Raw genomic sequence first — 16,813 nt, forward strand, 5'->3', positions numbered from 1 at the left:
GCTCTCGCGAGCGCCAAGGGCGGAAGTCCGGCCGAGCTACGTCCCCGTCCCAGCCCGGGATCAACACCGGATCCGACGCTCCTGCGACCGCTTGTACAGGGTGGCCACTTCGCTGCCACGCAGGAGGGAGTAGAGATGCACCTTCGTCTGGTTCCGGTAGAGCTGGCTACCGCCGGAGCACTTCCACGAAGGTGTCGTCGTCACGGTGAACGCGTCCCTTCCCTTCTTCACCTCCGAGGTGGCCTTCGTCCGCCAGAAACCGAGTCCGCGATACTGCTGGAGGCTCGTCTTGACCACGGCCCGGCGGCCCCACTCGCCCTTCTCGCAGTGGACCTGCCTGCTGGTCGTGATGTAAGCGCCGCTCCTGTACGGGGTCTTTATCCGCTGCCAGCCCTTGCAACGGTCGTGGTAGCTGATCCCCAGGTACGACTTGGCCGACCAGCCTGGTGCTGCCAGGACGGCAGAGCTGTCCGCGACACCGGTGACCCCCTGCCCCGCCTGCGCCGACGCTGACGACCCCGCCATAAGCCCGGCCGTCAGCCCGACGACGAGAGCCGCTCCTGTAATCCCTTTTCGTCCGATCATCGGATCTCCTTTCAAAGAAATCCTCTGTACTTTCCGACTCGGGAGTCTCCGATCAACCGCGTACAGCGATTCAGCGGAATATCCGCACGCCTGTCAATGGCGCCGATAACGAACCCCGGAACTGGGAACGGCGCCACTCTGACCGCCACTGCCCGGCTCCGGCAAGCGATCTGGCATGTAAAGTCGTCCGGACATTGTCCAGAGCTATTAGGACAATCAAATTCGCAGGTCAGGGGCTCATGTCAGGGATTCAACGCACCAGTGTAATTCTTCCCAGCTTTACACGATCGGCGCTCGCACCGGGCCCACTCTGAGCCTCGCAGCAATTTCGGTATTCGGCAATTCAGGGTCGACGTAGTGCTCGGGAAAAGTCGGCCGGATATGGCCATGGCCACGTGTTTCGCTAGTTCGTATGGAGCAGGTCGGCAGGGGGCGGGGGTCGTCTTCGTCGTCTCCCGACCGCCGCTGCTCAGCCCGAAGCGCCAGTCCGGCACCGGCCGCTCAGGCCGAAGAAGCAGTCTGGCTCTGCATGCCAGAGCCCAGAGTCAGACTGGGCGGAAGCCCTCTGACTACGAAGTTCAGAAACAGGAAGCCCGAAGCTTAGAATGTTGAAGTGGATCAGCGATCGTACAACCAGTTCTGTGCCACTGCCCGGACCTTGGACATCGTCGGCGAGCGCTGGACGCTGCTGCTCGTGCGCGAGTTGCTGACCGGGCCGAAGCGGTTCGGAGATCTGCAGCACAGCCTTCGCGGGCTGGGCACCGGGCTGCTGGCGGCTCGGATGAAGCATCTCGAGCGTGAGGGGCTGGTACGCAAGATCGTGCTACCTGCGCCGGCGCGTACCCCTGCTTATGCCCTGACCGAAGCCGGTGAGGAGTTGGGGCCCGCGGTGCTGGCTCTGGCGCGATGGGGCATGAAGTGGGCGATGGGGGAGCGCAAGGAAGGGGAGGCGTTCCAGGCTGGGTGGGCGGTGCTGGCGTTGCGGGTCGGCTTCGAGCCGGAGGCGGCGGTGGGGTTGCGGGCGGTGTACGAGTTCCGGGTTTCCGATGAGGTCTTTCATGCTCGGGTCGACGACGGGACGATCGAAACGATGCATGGGCCCGCTCAGCGGCCGGATGTCGTTATTGAGATGGATGACGATGTTCTGGTGGACATGGGGGCTGGGCAGGGGACGCTTGGCGATGCGATCAAGAGTGGAGCCGCGAGGGCTTTTGGGGATCTCGAGGCTTTGGGGAGGTTGCACGGGTTGTTCCGATTCCCTCGGCCGGAGGCTCGGGTAGGTGAGCAAGGGGCGTCGTAGCTCTTTAGAGCTTGTCCGCTTCGACGACGGCTTCGGCGAACGGCTGCGGGGCCTCCTGCGGCACGTTGTGCCCGATTCCCCGCAGGGTTCGGTGTACGTACTTGCCAGTGAAGTGCTTGCGGTAGGCAGAGCCGTCGCCTGGGGGAGTGAAGGGGTCGCGTTCGCCGTCGAGGGTGACCGTAGGCAGGGAGATGGCGGGAGCCGCGGCCAGCCGCTTCTCGATGCCGTCGTACCTCGGGTCGCCCGCGGCCAGGCTCAGTCGCCAGCGGTAGTTGTGGAGCACGATGGGCACCCAGTCCGGGTTCGTGAAGGACGCCGCCGTGCGCTCGAACGTGGCATCGTCGAACTTCCAGGTCGGGGAGACGTTCTCCCAGATGAGCCTGGCGAAATCGTGCCGGTACCGCTCGAGACCGAGTCGGCCCCTCTCGGTGGCGAAGTAGTACTGGTACCACCAGGCCAGCTCGGCCCGCGGCGGCAGGGGCTCCTTTTGCGCCTCGCGGTTGGTGATCAGGTAGCCGCTCACGGAGACCAGGGCCTTGCAGCGCTCGGGCCAGAGGGCGGCGATGATGTCGGCCGTGCGCGATCCCCAGTCGAACCCGGCCAGGATCGCCTTCTCGATCTTGAGGGCGTCCATCAGGGCGATGATGTCGAGGGCGATCACCGACTGCTGTGCGTTCCGGAATGTCCGGTCCGAGAGGAAGCGGGTCGTGCCGTGGCCCCGGAGGTAAGGGACGATCACTCGATAGCCCTCCTTTGCCAGCAGGGGTGCCACCTCGACAAAGCTCTGGATGTCGTACGGGAACCCGTGCAGCAGGATGACCGCGGGGCCGGCGGCGGGACCGGCCTCCGCGTACCCGATGTTCAGGACACCGGCCTTGATCTGTTTCAGCGGCGTCTTCCGGTTGTCGGGTACGACCGCCGAGGCCGAGGCGGCCGGGAGGTTGGGCAGTGAAGCCGCGGCCGTTCCCGCGAGGAACAGCTTGGAGAACGTTCGCCTATCCATATATTTCGCCTTTCGGGAAACAATATGAACATGTGTATGTACTTAGAGTAACTGAATGGGTTGAGAGTTGATGCGCCGGGATTGTCACCCTCTATCGGCGTAAGAGAACCAACTGGCTCCTATCGAGCTGAGGGGCGTGCAGGTCGCACGGCTCTGGCCGTACTCATAGCAGAGTGTGATCTTGAGTGGGGCGTGAGGTGGGTGATGGCCCGAGTACGCTTAATGCCATGGCAGCAGGCGGTAGGGCATCGGGCAGGCCCGCGAAGAAGAAGGGCCCGTCCAAGGGCACCGGTGGGCAGGGACGCCGCGGGCTCGAGGGCAGGGGCTCCACCCCGCCTGCCGAGATGCGTCACTGGTACAAGGACAAGGCCCGTTCCGAACGGATCGCCCGTGAGGAGCAAGGCGGACGCCGGCCCGGCCCGGCTCGGCAGCGGCGTTCCGAGGACGCGCCCGAATACATCGGCGGCCGAAACCCGGTGCTCGAAGCCCTGGTCGCCGGAGTGCCGGCCACCGCGCTGTATGTCGCACAGCGCATCGAGAGCGACGACCGCGTACGCGACTCGATCAAGGTCGCGACGGAGCGGGGCATCGCGCTGCTCGAATCGACCCGCGAGAAGCTTGACCGGCTCACCGAAGGCGCCGTTCACCAGGGGATCGTGCTGCAGATCCCGGCCTATGACTATGCGCACCCTTCTGAGCTGGTCGAATTGGCGCAGGATGCGGCAGAAGTCCCCTTGGTCGTGGCCCTCGACAGCGTCACCGACCCCCGCAACCTGGGCGCCATCGCGCGTTCGGCGACCGCTTTCGGGGCGCATGGGCTGCTGATCCCGTCGCGGCGTTCGGCCGGAGTGACGGGCGGGGCCTGGAAGACCTCCGCTGGCACGCTGGCCAACCTCCGCGTGGCACGGGCATCCAACCTCACGGCGGCGCTGCGGGAATACCGGGACGCCGGCCTGTTCGTGATCGGACTCGATGGCGAGGGCAGCGCGGACATCGGCGACGTCGACCTGCTGAGCGAGCCGCTGGTGGTCGTGGTGGGCTCCGAGGGCAAGGGGCTGTCGCGGTTGGTGCGGGAGCAGTGCGACGTTGTGGCACGGATTCCTATGCGGGCGGCTGCGGAGTCGTTGAACGCTGGGGTGGCGGCTGGGGTGGCGTTGTACGAGGTGGCTCGTCATCGGGGTCGCTGACCGTCTACACTGATAGGCCGCGCCGACGTAGCTCAATCGGCAGAGCATCTGTCTTGTAAACAGAAGGTCAGGGGTTCGATTCCCCTCGTCGGCTCGCAGCTCAAAGGCCCCTTCCAGGGTATGGAAGGGGCCTTTTTGATCTCTATACAGCAGTGCTGTACAGCAACGGCGTTAGCGTTCCTGCTCAAAGTCTTGATCGTTGTTAGCAAGGCGGGCGTTGAGCCGGTCGAGCGCCTTGCGGGTTTCGGGGCTGGGGATCTGTGTGTAGACGTTCATGGTCACGGAAATCTGTGAGTGTCGCAGGATGCGCATCGCTACGCGCGGGTGGACGTCGAGGGCGGCCAGCAGCGAGGCGCAGGTGTGCCGAGTGTCGTGGACGCGGATGCGCGGGACACCCGCGTTCTTGCAGTGCGAGTCGAAGGCGCGGTTAAGATTGCGCGGCTCGATGGGCGTGCCGTACCGCGTGGTGAACACAAGGTCTGAGTCTTTCCACACGGCGCCGGCTACGTCACAGGCCTGGTCCTGGAGTTCGCGACGTCCCTTCAGAGCCGAGACGCACAGGCCCAGGAGCGGGAGCGAGGCGGTCGAGTCGTCGGTTTTGGTCTTGTCGCGGTGCAGGAGCTGGCCGCCGACTCTGGTGAGCTGGCGAGCGATGTGGAGCTCTTCGCCGTCGAGGTCGACGCAGTCCCAGGCGAGGCCGAGAACCTCCCCACGCCGTAGGCCGAGGACGAGGATGAGCACGTACGCGGCATAGAGCGGGTCGTCCTGGACGTATTCGAGGAAGCGGCGGGCCTCGTCGACGCTCCAGACGATCTGCTGGCGCTTCTTCTTGGTCTTGCTGACACTGGGCAGCGTGGTCAGCGCGGCGACGTTCTTGGAGATCAGCTCCTCACGGATGGCGTGGCCTAGGGCGGCCCGAAGAGTACGGCGGATGCCGATGATCGTGTAGCGGGCCGGGTAGCCTTCGCAGCACTTCCCGATGGCGCAGCACCGGCGCTTGGCTTCGGGGCGCTTGTGGTCCTTCTTCTGATCGCAGCAGGTGCAGAGGGCGGGCAGGGTGTTCAGCCAGGCTTGCACGTCCCGGACGGTGAGCTTGTCGAGGCGCTTCTTTCCCAAACCGGGGATGATGTAGAGCCGAACGAGCGGTTCGTACGCGACATAGGTCGTCGGCTCGCGGTTGGGCTCGACGACTTCAGCGAGCCAGCGCATAAGGAAGGCGGCCACCGTCTCATGCTTGGTGGCCACCGGTCCCTTGCGGGCCTGCTCGTGGAGCTTGAGCCACTTCTCGTGGGTTTCCTCGCGGGTTTTGCCGTAAGCCCACTTCCGGGTGCGCTTGCCCTCAGGTGTGGTGACCCAGACGTAGCCCGCCCAGCCGTCCTTGTACGGGAAGATCGAGCCTTCCCCGTTCGATCGCTTGTTCATCAGGCGGCCTCCTCGCAGAGTCGGGTTACGTACGTGTCGAGGGCAGAGGTAGGGATGCGTCGGCAGCGTTCACCGACGAGGATCGAGATGAGTTCGCCAGAACGGATGAGGTTGTAGAGGGTCCACCGGCTGACCTTGAGGAGCGCCATCGCTTCGGGGACGGTGAGGAGCTCAGCGCTCATGTACGCCTCCCCGGGTGTGAGCCGGTGAGGGCGGCGAGAAGGAGTTGGTCTCCGGCGGAGTGGCCTTTGCCCGCGTAGGTCCATTCGCTGATCACGAGGACGGTGTCCTCGGCGAAGAGGGGCAGGCGGCCGGTGGTGATCTCCTGGTCGCGGGTGTGATCTTCGCGGGCGGCGCGGAGGGCACCGAGGGTGGTGGAGTAGCGGCGGGAGCGGGTGGAGAAGTGGCCGCGGAAGCCGAGCATGTGCGCCCATTGGGTGAGGCGGAGGTCGGCCAGGTCCTCGATGGTTCCGAGGCGCATGCATTCGGCGATGAGGCGGCGGGGGTGGTCGCGGAGGTTGTAGGCGTCGAGGTTGTCGAGGGGGTTGATGCGGCGGTCCAGGGTGCCGACGCACTCGGCCGCCTTTGTTGCGTATTTGGCGATGTAGCCGGCGACGGATTGTTCGGTGAGGTCGCCGTCGAGGGTGATGGGGCGGATGTCGAGTTGGGCGCCCCACTTGAAGAGGCGGGCGGGTTGGTCGTCGATGGCGGGGACCAGGGCGCTGACGACGCGGGCGGCGTGTTGGACGGCGTCGGTCAGGGTGTCGGCGGTGGCCCAGGCCGGTGGTGGTGCGGTGGGGCCGCCGGGGCCGTCGAGGCGGATGACGGCGTGGAAGTGGACGACCCCGCGTCGCTGGTATTCGGCGACTTTGGCGAAGGAGACGGTGAGGTGGTGGCGGAGGTCTTTGAGGGCCAGGCCGCCGAGTTTGGCCAGGTGGCGGCGTAGGGAGTCGGCGAAGCGCTTCCACAGCAGCGGGGCCAGGGCGTTGAACAGGACGGAGCCGGTGTAGTCGTAGCAGTCGGGGCAGAGCGGTTCGCCGAGGCGGGGGTCGTCTGCGTGGTGTCGTTCTGTGCAGGTCATGACGCGGCCGTGTGGGCAGGTTTCCGCGTTGCGGCGGGCGTGGCAGGGCAGGGCCTTGCCGTTCTTGTCCTTGCGGGCGTGGACGGTGCCGAAGGACGGGGCGGTCAGGGTGACGAAGAGCGTCGGGTGGGTGGTGACGGTCTCGGGGACGCCTTTGCCGCCGATCAGGCCCGCGCGGATGAGGTGGTAGGTGTCGGAGCGGTAGGTCTCGGCGCAGGCGGGACAGCGGGAGGCGCGGCGGGTCTTGCATGGGACGCGGAGGATGCCGTCAGGTTCGGTGCGGGTGGTGTAGCGGTGCAGAAGCTGTCCGGTGACCTGGTCGTAGTGCTCGACCTTGCCGCGCAAGTGGATGGGCTGTCGGCAGCCACCGGTGCCGCGGATCTGGCTTGCCCAGCGGTCGTAGTCGGGGTGGTTGAGTCGGGCGATCATGCCCGCTTTTGCGTGCGCGGTGGCGTGGGTTGTGGGCAAGATGGAGACCTCCTTTCGCTCGTTCGGGTGAAGGGATGGCCCCCGACCTGGCGTGTGTCTTGGCGGATGTACGGCCAGGCCGGGGGCGCTGCGCTTTTAGGCGCCGTGGTTGTCGATGCCGGTGCCGTCGCAGTCGCGGCAGCGGTCGCGGTCGTTGTCGAGGCCGCTCCCGTTGCAGGTGCAGCATTGGTAACGGATCACTTCGATCAAGGCTGGTCACCTCCTTTCGCGCGGTGTGGTGGTGAGGTGGATGCGCCAGTAGCAGGGATTGGCGCGGTTGGGGTAGAGCCGTGAGGCGGCGATGACGGTGAAGTGAAGGCGCAGGTGGAGCAGAGCGTCGATGACTTCGGTGCGGGTTCCTTCGAGGCGAATGCGCATGATCGTGTCTCCTGTTCAGGGGGCGGGTGCCGGGTCGGGCTGGATGCAGCCGTGGTAGCTGGTTTCGGCGGCGTGGCGGGCGCGGGCGGCGGCGGAGATGGCCACGGCTCGGTACTCGACGGGCCCGAAGAGGACGGAGGTGGCGTAGTGGCCGTAGGGGGAGTCTTCGTAGTCGATGGGGGAGCCGACGCGGGCGGCGATCTGGTCGATCTCGGCGCACTGGTCGGCATCGCTGTCTCGGCGTGAGAAGTGGTGCAGGGTAAGGCTCGGGGACACGGGCAGGTCGGGGTGCTCCTCCAGGAAAGCGGCCAGGTCGAGCAGGCCGTTGATGAGGGCCCTGTGGTGGTCGTTGGTCATGGGATGAGGTCTCCCTTCTGGTCAGGCGGTTCGCAGGGTGTGGAGCAGGTCGGAGGCGAGTTGGTTGGACACGCCCAGGTGGGCGCGTAGGGCGTCGCGGGTGATGGGTCTGCCGTGTTTGGTGTGGTGTTCGTCGGCGATGCGGCGGGCGTAGTCGACCAGGGCGGGAGCGGGGCCGTCCTGCCCCTCGTCCTGGGCGTCCTGGGTGTAGTGGCCCGTCAGGACGGGAGCCGGGGCGCAGGATGGGGCGGGGACGAGCGCTGAGGACAGCGCCGGGTCCGGGGACGGCTCGGGACGGGTGGCGCGGCGTTCGAGCATGGATACAGCGATGAGGAACGCGGCGGCGGGGGTGGCGGCGGTGATCCAGCCCCAGGCGGTCGGGTCGGCTTGTTGCAGGTTGGCGGCCAGGGACAGGATGATGCCGCCCGTCAGGACGAGGACGGGCCAGGAGATCGGGCCGCGCCGTGTCCGGCCGGTCTGCTTGTCGTGTTGGCGTTCGCGGGCGGCCATGACGCAGGTCAGGTCGATGCAGACCGCGATGGCCCAGGACATCCAGCCGGTTTGGCCGTGCTGGGTGGCGGTGTCGCGGATGTGGGTGAACGATCCGGCGCCCGCGATGGCGGCCAGGACGATGACCGGTCCGGTATCGAGTAGCTGGCGGGTGATGCGTCGCATCGTGCACCCCCTTTCGTTCAGGCGTTGGCGTGTTCGGGCAGGTGGGTGGTGATCTCGTCCCAGGACGGGGCGAGGTGGGCGTGGGTGTGGGCGGCGTGTTCGGCGGCTTGTTCGCTGACGTAGAAGGAGCGGGCGCGGTACCACTGGCCGTCCTGACCGGCGACGATGGCCACGCCGGGTGTCTCGGCGGCGATGGCCCGCGCGGAGACGAGCGCGGCGGGGTCGAGGTCGCCGAGGGTCATGGTGGCGGTCTCGGGGTCGTTGACCCGGTGGCAGATCCGTCCGGAGCATTGGGCGCGTAGAGCGGTCACGCCGGGCCCGAGGTCGGAGCCGATGCGCTGACCGCAGCAGAACAGGTAGATGCCGAACGCCCGCCCAAGCTGGGCGACCCGCAGCAGGGCGGTCGAGGTCTTGGCGATCTCGTCTTTCTCGGACTTGTCGGCCATCAGGTAGAGCTCGGCCAGCTCGTCGACCAGAACCACGACCGGGACGGGCCGGAGGGCGGGTGGGAGTTGCCAGATGTTGCGGGCGGCGGTCTGACGGCACAGCCCCATTCGGTCGATCATCAGGCCGACGAGGTCACACAGCAGCGTGACGGATTCGGCGCGGTTGGTGGCCAGTGCTGAGAGGCGGGGTGTGTAGGGGGTGAACTCGACTCCGCCTTTGAGGTCGAAGCCGACCAGCGCGACGGGTTGTGGGGCCAGGCCGACGATGAGCGCGTTGGCGAGGTTGGACTTGCCGGACTGGGTCGCTCCGGCGTTGAGCCAGTGCGGAACGGTCCGGAAGTCGATCGTCCACGGTTTGCCGGTCTCCAGCCTGCCGACGGTGACCTTGAGCAGGTCGGGGGAGGGTGGGAGCTGGTCGACGGTGACCAGCGGGTCCCGCAAGGTGGCCATGAGCACCACCCGCCCAGGCCGGGGCGAGGAGACGCGGATCGCGTGTACGCCCCAGGAGTGGGCGAGGCGTTCGGCGGCGTCGGCGTAGTCGCCGGGGGTCTGGCCTTCCAGGGTGTGCAGGGTGACGCGCCAGCCGTGCCGGGTCGGCAGGGGCAGCCGCATGAACGGTTTGGTGTCGACGGCGACCCGCTGGAAGCGCCGCCGTACCTTGACGATGCCGGTGGAGGCGATCAGGCCGGGGACGGTGGTGAACCACCAGCGTTGCCGCTTCTTGGTCAGCCCGCAGCCGAGGGCGACCCCCCGCCAGGAGGCGCGGACCGCGACGGCGACGATCGGGAAGCCGAGCGCGAGCCAGAACGACGGGTAGTGCCAGCGGCGCCAGGCCCACAGCCCGGCCGCCGTGGCGGCCAGGGCTGCGAGCAGGACCAGCACGTCAGACATCGGCGCTCTCCCGCGCTGGGAGCAGGGCGGATGCGCGGTAGGCGATGCCCCACTTGCCGGCGATCTCCCAGACGTAGCCGAGCAGGCCGACCGCGTTGACGGGGTCTCCGGCTTTGATGGGCGGCTCTCCGGTGATGCCGATCTTGACGAGTTCGATCCGGCCGAACTCGTCTTCCACGGAGACGGTGACCTCGTAGACGGTGTTGCCGTTCTTGTCGGTCTTGATCTCGCCGGTGTCGCGGTTGAGCACGCGCGGGCGCGGGGCCTTGACGCAGGTGATGGCGAGCTTGCCGGTGTCGACCGGGATCGGGACGGTACGCATGGGCGGTGACCTCCTTATTCGTCCTAGCCAACATGGTTAACCTAGTTGGCTCAGTTGTCAATGTTGGCGTGGCCGACTTGGTGTGGTGAGATGGACGGTGATGGTCAAACACACCGGACGGGCCGGCTACCTCCAGATCGCCGACGATCTCCGCGCACAGATCCGCGGCGGATCCCTCGCGCCCGGAACCCCGCTGCCCTCCACCGCCCAGCTCGCCGAGCAGTACGACGCCTCCCTGTCGGTGGTGAAGATGGCGGTCGGCATCCTGCGTAACGAGGGCCTGGTGATCGGCCAGCAGGGCAAGGGCGTGTACGTCCGCGACGAGGCCGACGCCCCGGCCTCCGACGACTTGGCTGACGAGGTTGCCGAGCTGCGCACCGCCGTACAGGACCTGTCGGGGCGGCTCGCGCGGGTCGAGGAGCAGTTGGCTACGTCCACGACACGCCGTTCCGCACGTGGCAGCCGGTGACCTTGCGGGCCAGTGACGCCGACACGCCGTTGGTCTGACGGCGTAGGTTCATGGCCTTGTCCTGGCGTCGGATGCCGACCAGGACCGTGATGTAGCCGACGAGCAGTGTCACGCCGAGTAGTCCGGCGAGGATTAGCGGGAGCCAGCTCACGTCCAGCTCACCCCCGCCGCCGCGACGCTGCGAGGGTCGCGCGGGGGACGGCGGGTCTCGGTCCGCCGCTGGTTGCGCCGGTTCCGGGCCCGCCGCTTGCGCGTCCAGCGGTCACGTGCCAGGCACTTGGAGCACTGCGTCTGGCCCTCGGTCAGGGCGTTGCCGCACTCGCATGAGGGGGTCTCGTTCAGGATGGTGATCAGGTTGGTCATCGCGCATCTCCTCCTTCGGTTGGGGCCGTGGTGGCTTGTGCAACCGAGAATGCGGCGGAGAGTCAGGACGAGATCACTACACGACGGGACATGTTCAAGACGTCCGGCCTACGATGAGGCAGTCCCCGGACGTCCCTTCGAGCAGGTGAGATGGCGAACGAACGGCTACGCGCGGCCCTTCTCCACAAAGGCGTGTCCATCGCCGACCTGGCGGAGGCGATCGAAGTCGACCCCAAGACCGTCGAGCGGTGGGTCACCAAGGGGCGTGAGCCGTACCGAAAGCACCGGTTTGCTGCGGCTTCGTACCTGGGTGTGGATGAGGCGTACCTGTGGCCGGACGCGCTCACCCGTGAGCAGGTGGTGGCGGCGTCGGAGAGCGAGGTCTTGGCGCTCTATCCACACCGGTGGGCCGTGCCCCGGGACATCTGGGGACGGCTGTTCTCGGCGGCGTCGCAGGAGATCGGCGTGCTGGTCTACAGCGGCCTGTTTCTCGCCGACGACGGGGGCATGGTGCGACTGCTGGCCGACAAGGCGCGAGCCGGGGTGAGGGTCCGGATCCTGCTCGGCGATCCCGACAGCGCCGAGGTCGCGCAGCGCGGCGTGGATGAGGGTGTCGGCGAGAGCATGGCCGCGCAAATCCGCAGCGCCCTGGTCTTCTACCAGCCGATCACCGGTATGGAGAACGTCGAGATCAGGTTGCACCACACGATCTTGTACAACTCGATGTACCGCGCTGACGACGAGTATCTGATCAACATGCACGTGTACGGCACCCGCGCCGGCAACGCGCCCGTGCTGCATCTGCGCCGGGTGGCCGGAGGCGACATGGTCGCCACCTACGCCGAAAGCTTCGACAAGGTGTGGGCGCAGGCCAGGCCGGTAGAGTCCTGAACCATGCCCCGGCGGATCGACTTCCACCACGACCCCAACGCGCCCCAGCCGAACAGTCTGGTTCCGTCGGTGAACGTGATCGTCACCAACGACCGCGGGGAGGTGTTGATGATCCTGCGCTCCGACAACGACAACTGGGCGCTTCCCGGCGGAGCCATAGACCTGGGCGAATCCCTCCCGCAGGCGGGTGTGCGGGAGACGCTGGAGGAGACCGGCATCACCTGTGAGATCACCGGCCTGGCCGGCACCTACACCGATCCCGGCCACGTGATCCTCTACACCTCCAACGGTGAGGCCCGCCAAGAGTTCTCCATCGTCCTGATCGGCCGCGCCATCTCCGGAACACCGACCCCGAGCGCGGAGTCCCGCCAGGTGCGGTGGGTGCCCCGCAAAGAGGTCCTGTCGCTGCCGATGGCCGCCTCGATGCGGATGCGGATCGAGCACTACCTATCCGGCACCGGCCTGCCGCACATCGGATAGTGCGGCCTCCACCGCACGCACCGACGACACGATGCACGGCGTCGCCGCGACGATCGACCGGCTCACCACATGGTCACGCCCATAGCGAGAGTGGATCTCCGCCAGCCGGTCCCGCACATCCAGGTGCCGGCCATCCGGATCGGTTGTCATATCGCAGTACGTAAGAGCCCTGGCCAGATCGGGCTTTTCCTGGTCGAACTCGGCCGCCAGCACGTCGAACAGGTCACGCTGTCGGGCCTCATTGTCGGCGCACGAGTGGTAGGCCACCAGACGGCACAACCGATCCTCGGCGCCGGCCACATCACGCAGATACCGGGCGCCGTCGAGCTGGTGCATGCCGGTGTCCACCAGGTCGGGGGCGTACCCGATGTCATGCAGCAACGACGCCGCAATCAACACCTCGCTATCCTCACCGAGGATCGGAGCCAGGCGCTCGGCCTGCTCGGCGACTCCCCGCGTGTGCCCCCAGCGCCGGGGCAACGCGGTCTCCAGCAGATCTTTGGCCAGGCCGTATGCCCACTCGACATCTCCCACGAGCCCCACGATAGGCACTCAGGACCGGGGTGGATCTAGAGGTCGGGGTGAGACGTCCCAGGACGTCTCATCCCAGACTTACTCATGTTCGGACGAACCGGCCCCGGCCATGCTCGGCCACCACCAGGCCCTCACGCTCCAGCACCGACAACGCCTGCCGCATCGTGTTCCGCGAAACCGCGAAACGCCGCCTCAGCTCGGTCTCACTCGGCACAGCAGCACCCGGAGCAAACTGCCCGTGCTCGATCTGCTCGCGCAGCTCAGCGGCGATCACCTGATAGCGGTACCGCGCCGCAGGCTCCGCCCCGCACACCACCCGCCCCATGGATGGGACGGTGACCAGTAACCCCTCATCCTCCAGCAGTGCCATCCCCCGCCGCACCGTGTTGCGCGCCACCCCGAACGTCCGGCACAACGCCGCCTCCGAGGGCAGCACGCTGCCCGGCGGGAACTCACCCGACCCGATCCGCTCACGAAGGCGGTCGGCGACCTGGGGGTAGACCCGGCCGCCGGTCAGCCATCGGCCCGCGACCACCTGATCAGCCCCGGTAGGCATCGAGCATCTTGTTCAGATCGACGCTGAGCTCGCCCTGCTCGCCCGCGTGCCAGCCCGCCCGAGCGGCCTGCTCGACCCGGTCCACCGCGGCCGGCATCTGCAGGAACGACACCCGTTCGTCGTCCTGATCGCCCCAGTAGAACCAGCAGAACGGCAGTTGCACGAACACCCGCCGCATCCTGCACCGGCTATCGGTCACATCCAAGGCCGGCCGCCCGTCCTCGGCCACGATCAGCACCACCGTGACCTCACGCACGGCCAGCTGGCTGCCCAGCGCGGTCAGCAACCGCTCGGCGTAGGCCCGCTGCTGCTCCTTGACGGTTTTGCTCGTCGGCATGCTCGTCCTCTCTGACGCTCCCGGTTGGGTGTACGTGTTGAGAGTCGCTCTGGGGTCAGGGGCGGGAACACCGCAACTTGGGGACGTCTAGGGACGTCTGATGTTAACGTCGCAGCACACGACCGTTTCGCGAGACAAGCAGGCGGATCCCATGAACAACAACCTCCGCTACGCGCTGGCTACCGCCCGGCTCAACACCACCGACGTCGCCGCCGCACTCGCCGTCGACCCCAAAACCGTCGCCCGCTGGATCAACGGACGCACCCCCTACCCCCGCCACCGCTGGGCCATCGCCGACCTCCTCCACGTCGACGAGGCCGACCTATGGCCGGAAGCTGCCCCACGACGCGAAGTGCTCGCCGACGGCGTACAAGCGATCTACCCCCACCGCTGGACCGTCCCGCACACCGTATGGCGTAACCTCTTCCAACAGGCCAGCCAGGAGATCGGCATCCTCGCCTACAGCGCACTCTTCCTCGCCGAAGACCGCGGACTCCTCAACATCCTCACCGCCCGAGCCAGCGTAGGCGCCACAGTCCGCATCCTCCTCGGCGACCCCGACAGCCCCGAAGTCGCAGCTCGCGGAGCCGACGAAGGCATAGGCCCTACGGTGATGGCCGCACGAATCACAAACGCCCTCACGCTCTACCGGCCCCTGCTCGACGTCAAAGGCGTCGAGGTCCGCCTACACCGCACGGTCCTCTACGGCTCCATCTACCGAGCCGACAACGAACTCCTCGTCAACACCCACGCCTACGCCACACCAGCCGCCAACGCCCCCGTCATACACCTACACCACAATGACGATCGAGGCTTGGCAGACATCTACCTCACCAGCTTCGAACGCACCTGGACCACAGCCCAGCCCTACCGCAACCAGCACTGAGCCACCCACGGACAGCACTGAAAGCAACTTATCTACACGTCATCAAGGGCAGCCCGCCTCCGGCGGCCTGCCGCGCGTCAGGCGGTTGCTGGCCGCGCTGCGGCTCTCCGGCCGGTCGCGGCCAGCACCACCCGCGCGCCAACCACACGACGGAACGGTGGGCCAGAAGGCGCACGCCGCCATCAGCGCAATGACAGCTGAAGAGCCGAACAGGGTAACGAATGTGCTTTACGTCTTGTTATGCCTGGAATCAGTATCGATGCAAAAACATGCGATACGTCGATTCGAGGGAGTGGTGTTTTGGACTAACTTCTCCCAGCGCATCGGCATAGAGCGTTGCAACACCTTGTGTGGTAGGTCCGGCTTGCCACCGGGAGAACTCACCTTCCAGCCTATAGCTGATGACTGAACTAGCCCATCTGATTACATCCGCACCACTATCAATAGCTTCATTGCCGGCTGTCGAAAGGCTAGCGCTCAACACCCAGGAATCCTCGTGCCGAGTCAACCTCCACTCTTTTCCATTGAGATCCATGTTGCGCCAATGATCCGGAAAGTTCACCATATCCCAGTTGCCGATATATCGGCCTTCAGGGATCGTTGTATTTGAGCAAAGGGCAGTGACTACGGATGCGTCTAGTTCGGCCTCGAACTTGGCCACTATTATCCCAACGCTGGTGTTCGATGTATCGCGTCGGATAATAGCAGTAATGGACTCCCCATCCCAAGTTGCTTGCCTGGATACTCCATGTCGCGCCTCAAGGTCGGCTAAGAGGTAGTAGCCATTCTCCATAAAAGCAAGCTTCTGTGAGCATGTCATTAGTGACTTCATGAGAGGTTCATTGGATTCGAGTGCGCGGATATCTGACACCACGATCATGAGTCCGACCCCCACTCGCGAGGCCGAAGCAAGGATCTTCACCACCAACTCGGCGCCACGTGTATCTGCGAGGAGCTGGTCGGAGTCGTCAATTCCAACGAGAAGACCCGGGTTATTCGCTGACGGGATTCCTGTACGGCCTTGCTCTTTTCGGATTCCAATAATTTTATAGGTAACCTCGAGCGCTCTGATCGAGTCAATGAGGTTAGTGGCAACCGGAAGTTTGGAATAGAGCTTTCTGGCAAAGCCTTCGAGGTCGTTTTTATTCGAAGGATCTACAGGTACAATATCAAATGCAGCCGAGCCGAAGCCCTCAAGCATCAAACTGATAAGAGCACTTGACTTTCCCGTTTCCGGATCCCCAATAATAAGAACGGAATCTACCTCCCCAGTCTTGGGATCATGCAGTCGAAGGCGAGATGGGGTACCGTCAACGTACTCGCCGACTTGGATTGTGCCACTGGCTCTATCGTACGTTGGCACTCCCGGGTGCCGAAGTGGCTCGCTCTTCTTTCGCTCCAATTCTCGCGTAGCGCGTATTTCTGCCCTTACCTGGTGGCGGGCATCGACTTTGCTCGCAGATACAGGCGGCGGAAGGCTAATGCCCGGTGGCTTTCGAATCGCAGGAGCCTCATCCCCGAAAATAAGCATTGCTGAGCCTGTGTTCTCCGCCAGATCGGCAAGGGTTTCATGTCCTTCACGCAGCATGAAGCTTCCGAAACGCCATGCGCTTAGACGCTCAGCTGAAATTCCTCTAAGTGAATTTTGTGTGGCTAGATCCACGGGCGGTAGATCATGTGACATCAGATGACTCTTGGACGGTGGCACCGAAGGAGAGAAGAAGCGTGCGAGGCCTTGCCAGCCACTCAAGTGAATATGAATAAGTCGAAATCTAGCCGCCCGCATTTTGCTCATCGCATCGGTTGGTCTGGCCGCGCGCCACTCGACCAACTTTTCGTTGTAGTGAGGGGCAAAGTAGGAGATTATGCTATGCTCGATCAGGTCTACGGACGCTCGCAGAATGCTTCCATCTGCTGCAACAAGATCTCTCCAGTAGAGGTTCAGGTCCGGGCCGTCCTCCGCGTCATCAATATGATCATCGTTTATGAGTATCGACTTATCGCACACCAGCGGAGCTACAAAGACTTCGTACCCGCTGTCGATATGATCCTCGTAGATACGTTGAAGCTTCTTGTGGGCCAAAGTTCGTTCGTAAGCATTACGAGAGTGGTTCACGCCATAGGCTTGGCCGACGTAGAGAACCTCATGTTGCGATATGTCTCCCCGTGCCTCGGCGAGTAG

The 16,813-nt window shown here is 65.3% G+C and carries 22 protein-coding genes and 1 tRNA gene; 7 read left to right on the forward strand and 16 right to left on the reverse strand.

From position 1 onward, the window contains the following. Positions 1 to 60 precede the first annotated feature (60 nt). Positions 61 to 585 carry a hypothetical protein gene (locus tag ACIBO2_RS49390; protein WP_397304567.1) on the reverse strand — a complete coding sequence of 175 codons (525 nt, stop codon included), beginning with the start codon at positions 583 to 585 and terminating at the stop codon, positions 61 to 63. A gap of 613 nt (positions 586 to 1,198) precedes the next feature. Between ACIBO2_RS49390 and ACIBO2_RS49395 the strand changes: the two genes are divergently transcribed. Next, on the forward strand, positions 1,199 to 1,885 hold the full coding sequence (locus tag ACIBO2_RS49395; protein ID WP_397304568.1) for a winged helix-turn-helix transcriptional regulator: 687 nt from the start codon (positions 1,199 to 1,201) through the stop codon (positions 1,883 to 1,885). A 4-nt stretch (positions 1,886 to 1,889) separates the two neighbouring features. On the opposite strand, the gene ACIBO2_RS49400 is transcribed toward ACIBO2_RS49395, so the two are convergent. Next, the gene (locus ACIBO2_RS49400; RefSeq protein WP_397304569.1) at positions 1,890 to 2,888 is read right to left on the reverse strand and encodes an alpha/beta fold hydrolase; all 999 of its coding nucleotides are present in this window, start codon (positions 2,886 to 2,888) and stop codon (positions 1,890 to 1,892) included. Positions 2,889 to 3,115: 227 nt separating this feature from the next. Between ACIBO2_RS49400 and rlmB the strand changes: the two genes are divergently transcribed. Both rlmB and ACIBO2_RS49410 read left to right on the forward strand, forming a co-directional pair. After that, on the forward strand, positions 3,116 to 4,075 hold the full coding sequence (rlmB, locus tag ACIBO2_RS49405; protein WP_358557778.1) for a 23S rRNA (guanosine(2251)-2'-O)-methyltransferase RlmB: 960 nt from the start codon (positions 3,116 to 3,118) through the stop codon (positions 4,073 to 4,075). Between the two features lie 21 nt (positions 4,076 to 4,096). After that, a tRNA-Thr gene (locus ACIBO2_RS49410) sits at positions 4,097 to 4,169 on the forward strand. Positions 4,170 to 4,246: 77 nt separating this feature from the next. On the opposite strand, the gene xerC is transcribed toward ACIBO2_RS49410, so the two are convergent. From xerC to ACIBO2_RS49450, 8 genes are all read right to left on the reverse strand, one after another. Beyond that, a complete protein-coding gene (gene xerC, locus ACIBO2_RS49415; protein WP_397304570.1) occupies positions 4,247 to 5,497 on the reverse strand; it encodes a tyrosine recombinase XerC in 1,251 nt (416 codons plus the stop codon). Continuing rightward, on the reverse strand, positions 5,497 to 5,679 hold the full coding sequence (locus ACIBO2_RS49420) for a helix-turn-helix domain-containing protein (protein ID WP_357958019.1): 183 nt from the start codon (positions 5,677 to 5,679) through the stop codon (positions 5,497 to 5,499). The genes xerC and ACIBO2_RS49420 overlap by 1 nt, the downstream gene beginning before the upstream one ends. Further along, entirely contained in the window at positions 5,676 to 7,007 is a 1,332-nt protein-coding gene (locus ACIBO2_RS49425) for a replication initiator (RefSeq protein WP_397304661.1), read from the reverse strand. The genes ACIBO2_RS49420 and ACIBO2_RS49425 overlap by 4 nt, the downstream gene beginning before the upstream one ends. A gap of 255 nt (positions 7,008 to 7,262) precedes the next feature. Continuing rightward, complete coding sequence (locus tag ACIBO2_RS49430; RefSeq protein ID WP_397304571.1) at positions 7,263 to 7,424, reverse strand: DUF3970 family protein; 162 nt, start codon at positions 7,422 to 7,424, stop codon at positions 7,263 to 7,265. Between the two features lie 15 nt (positions 7,425 to 7,439). Beyond that, positions 7,440 to 7,781 carry a hypothetical protein gene (locus ACIBO2_RS49435; RefSeq protein WP_397304572.1) on the reverse strand — a complete coding sequence of 114 codons (342 nt, stop codon included), beginning with the start codon at positions 7,779 to 7,781 and terminating at the stop codon, positions 7,440 to 7,442. Positions 7,782 to 7,802: 21 nt separating this feature from the next. Continuing rightward, positions 7,803 to 8,456, reverse strand: coding sequence for a DUF2637 domain-containing protein (locus tag ACIBO2_RS49440; RefSeq protein ID WP_397304573.1), 654 nt, complete (start codon positions 8,454 to 8,456; stop codon positions 7,803 to 7,805). A 17-nt stretch (positions 8,457 to 8,473) separates the two neighbouring features. Next, a complete protein-coding gene (locus ACIBO2_RS49445) occupies positions 8,474 to 9,793 on the reverse strand; it encodes an FtsK/SpoIIIE domain-containing protein (RefSeq protein WP_397304574.1) in 1,320 nt (439 codons plus the stop codon). Continuing rightward, positions 9,786 to 10,115, reverse strand: coding sequence for a hypothetical protein (locus tag ACIBO2_RS49450; protein ID WP_397304575.1), 330 nt, complete (start codon positions 10,113 to 10,115; stop codon positions 9,786 to 9,788). Before ACIBO2_RS49450 ends, ACIBO2_RS49445 begins: the two co-directional genes overlap by 8 nt. 100 nt (positions 10,116 to 10,215) lie before the next feature. On the opposite strand from ACIBO2_RS49450, the gene ACIBO2_RS49455 reads away from it, so the two are divergent. Continuing rightward, positions 10,216 to 10,584, forward strand: coding sequence for a GntR family transcriptional regulator (locus tag ACIBO2_RS49455; protein ID WP_397304576.1), 369 nt, complete (start codon positions 10,216 to 10,218; stop codon positions 10,582 to 10,584). On the opposite strand, the gene ACIBO2_RS49460 is transcribed toward ACIBO2_RS49455, so the two are convergent. Then, on the reverse strand, positions 10,544 to 10,735 hold the full coding sequence (locus ACIBO2_RS49460; protein ID WP_397304577.1) for a hypothetical protein: 192 nt from the start codon (positions 10,733 to 10,735) through the stop codon (positions 10,544 to 10,546). The genes ACIBO2_RS49455 and ACIBO2_RS49460 overlap by 41 nt on opposite strands. Next, positions 10,732 to 10,947 (reverse strand): hypothetical protein, encoded by a 216-nt coding sequence (locus ACIBO2_RS49465; protein WP_397304578.1) that lies wholly within the window; start codon positions 10,945 to 10,947, stop codon positions 10,732 to 10,734. The genes ACIBO2_RS49460 and ACIBO2_RS49465 overlap by 4 nt, the downstream gene beginning before the upstream one ends. Before the next feature lie 150 nt (positions 10,948 to 11,097). Between ACIBO2_RS49465 and ACIBO2_RS49470 the strand changes: the two genes are divergently transcribed. Then, the gene (locus ACIBO2_RS49470) at positions 11,098 to 11,838 is read left to right on the forward strand and encodes an XRE family transcriptional regulator (protein ID WP_397304579.1); all 741 of its coding nucleotides are present in this window, start codon (positions 11,098 to 11,100) and stop codon (positions 11,836 to 11,838) included. Positions 11,839 to 11,841: 3 nt separating this feature from the next. Continuing rightward, the gene (locus tag ACIBO2_RS49475) at positions 11,842 to 12,318 is read left to right on the forward strand and encodes an NUDIX hydrolase (protein WP_397304580.1); all 477 of its coding nucleotides are present in this window, start codon (positions 11,842 to 11,844) and stop codon (positions 12,316 to 12,318) included. On the opposite strand, the gene ACIBO2_RS49480 is transcribed toward ACIBO2_RS49475, so the two are convergent. From ACIBO2_RS49480 to ACIBO2_RS49490, 3 genes are all read right to left on the reverse strand, one after another. Next, entirely contained in the window at positions 12,286 to 12,852 is a 567-nt protein-coding gene (locus tag ACIBO2_RS49480) for an HD domain-containing protein (protein WP_397304581.1), read from the reverse strand. The genes ACIBO2_RS49475 and ACIBO2_RS49480 overlap by 33 nt on opposite strands. Before the next feature lie 82 nt (positions 12,853 to 12,934). Next, a complete protein-coding gene (locus tag ACIBO2_RS49485) occupies positions 12,935 to 13,408 on the reverse strand; it encodes a GntR family transcriptional regulator (RefSeq protein ID WP_397304582.1) in 474 nt (157 codons plus the stop codon). Then, entirely contained in the window at positions 13,392 to 13,745 is a 354-nt protein-coding gene (locus ACIBO2_RS49490) for a hypothetical protein (protein WP_397304583.1), read from the reverse strand. The genes ACIBO2_RS49485 and ACIBO2_RS49490 overlap by 17 nt, the downstream gene beginning before the upstream one ends. 151 nt (positions 13,746 to 13,896) lie before the next feature. Here ACIBO2_RS49490 and ACIBO2_RS49495 point away from each other — a divergent pair, with 151 nt between their 5' ends. After that, complete coding sequence (locus ACIBO2_RS49495) at positions 13,897 to 14,631, forward strand: helix-turn-helix transcriptional regulator (RefSeq protein WP_397304585.1); 735 nt, start codon at positions 13,897 to 13,899, stop codon at positions 14,629 to 14,631. 250 nt (positions 14,632 to 14,881) lie between these two features. Here the strand turns inward: ACIBO2_RS49495 and ACIBO2_RS49500 are convergent, their stop codons facing one another. Then, positions 14,882 to 16,714 (reverse strand): hypothetical protein, encoded by a 1,833-nt coding sequence (locus ACIBO2_RS49500; protein WP_397304586.1) that lies wholly within the window; start codon positions 16,712 to 16,714, stop codon positions 14,882 to 14,884. Positions 16,715 to 16,813 lie beyond the last annotated feature (99 nt).

Origin of the sequence: Nonomuraea sp. NPDC050022 (assembly GCF_044460705.1) — a bacterium.
In the GTDB taxonomy this organism is placed as follows: domain Bacteria; phylum Actinomycetota; class Actinomycetes; order Streptosporangiales; family Streptosporangiaceae; genus Nonomuraea.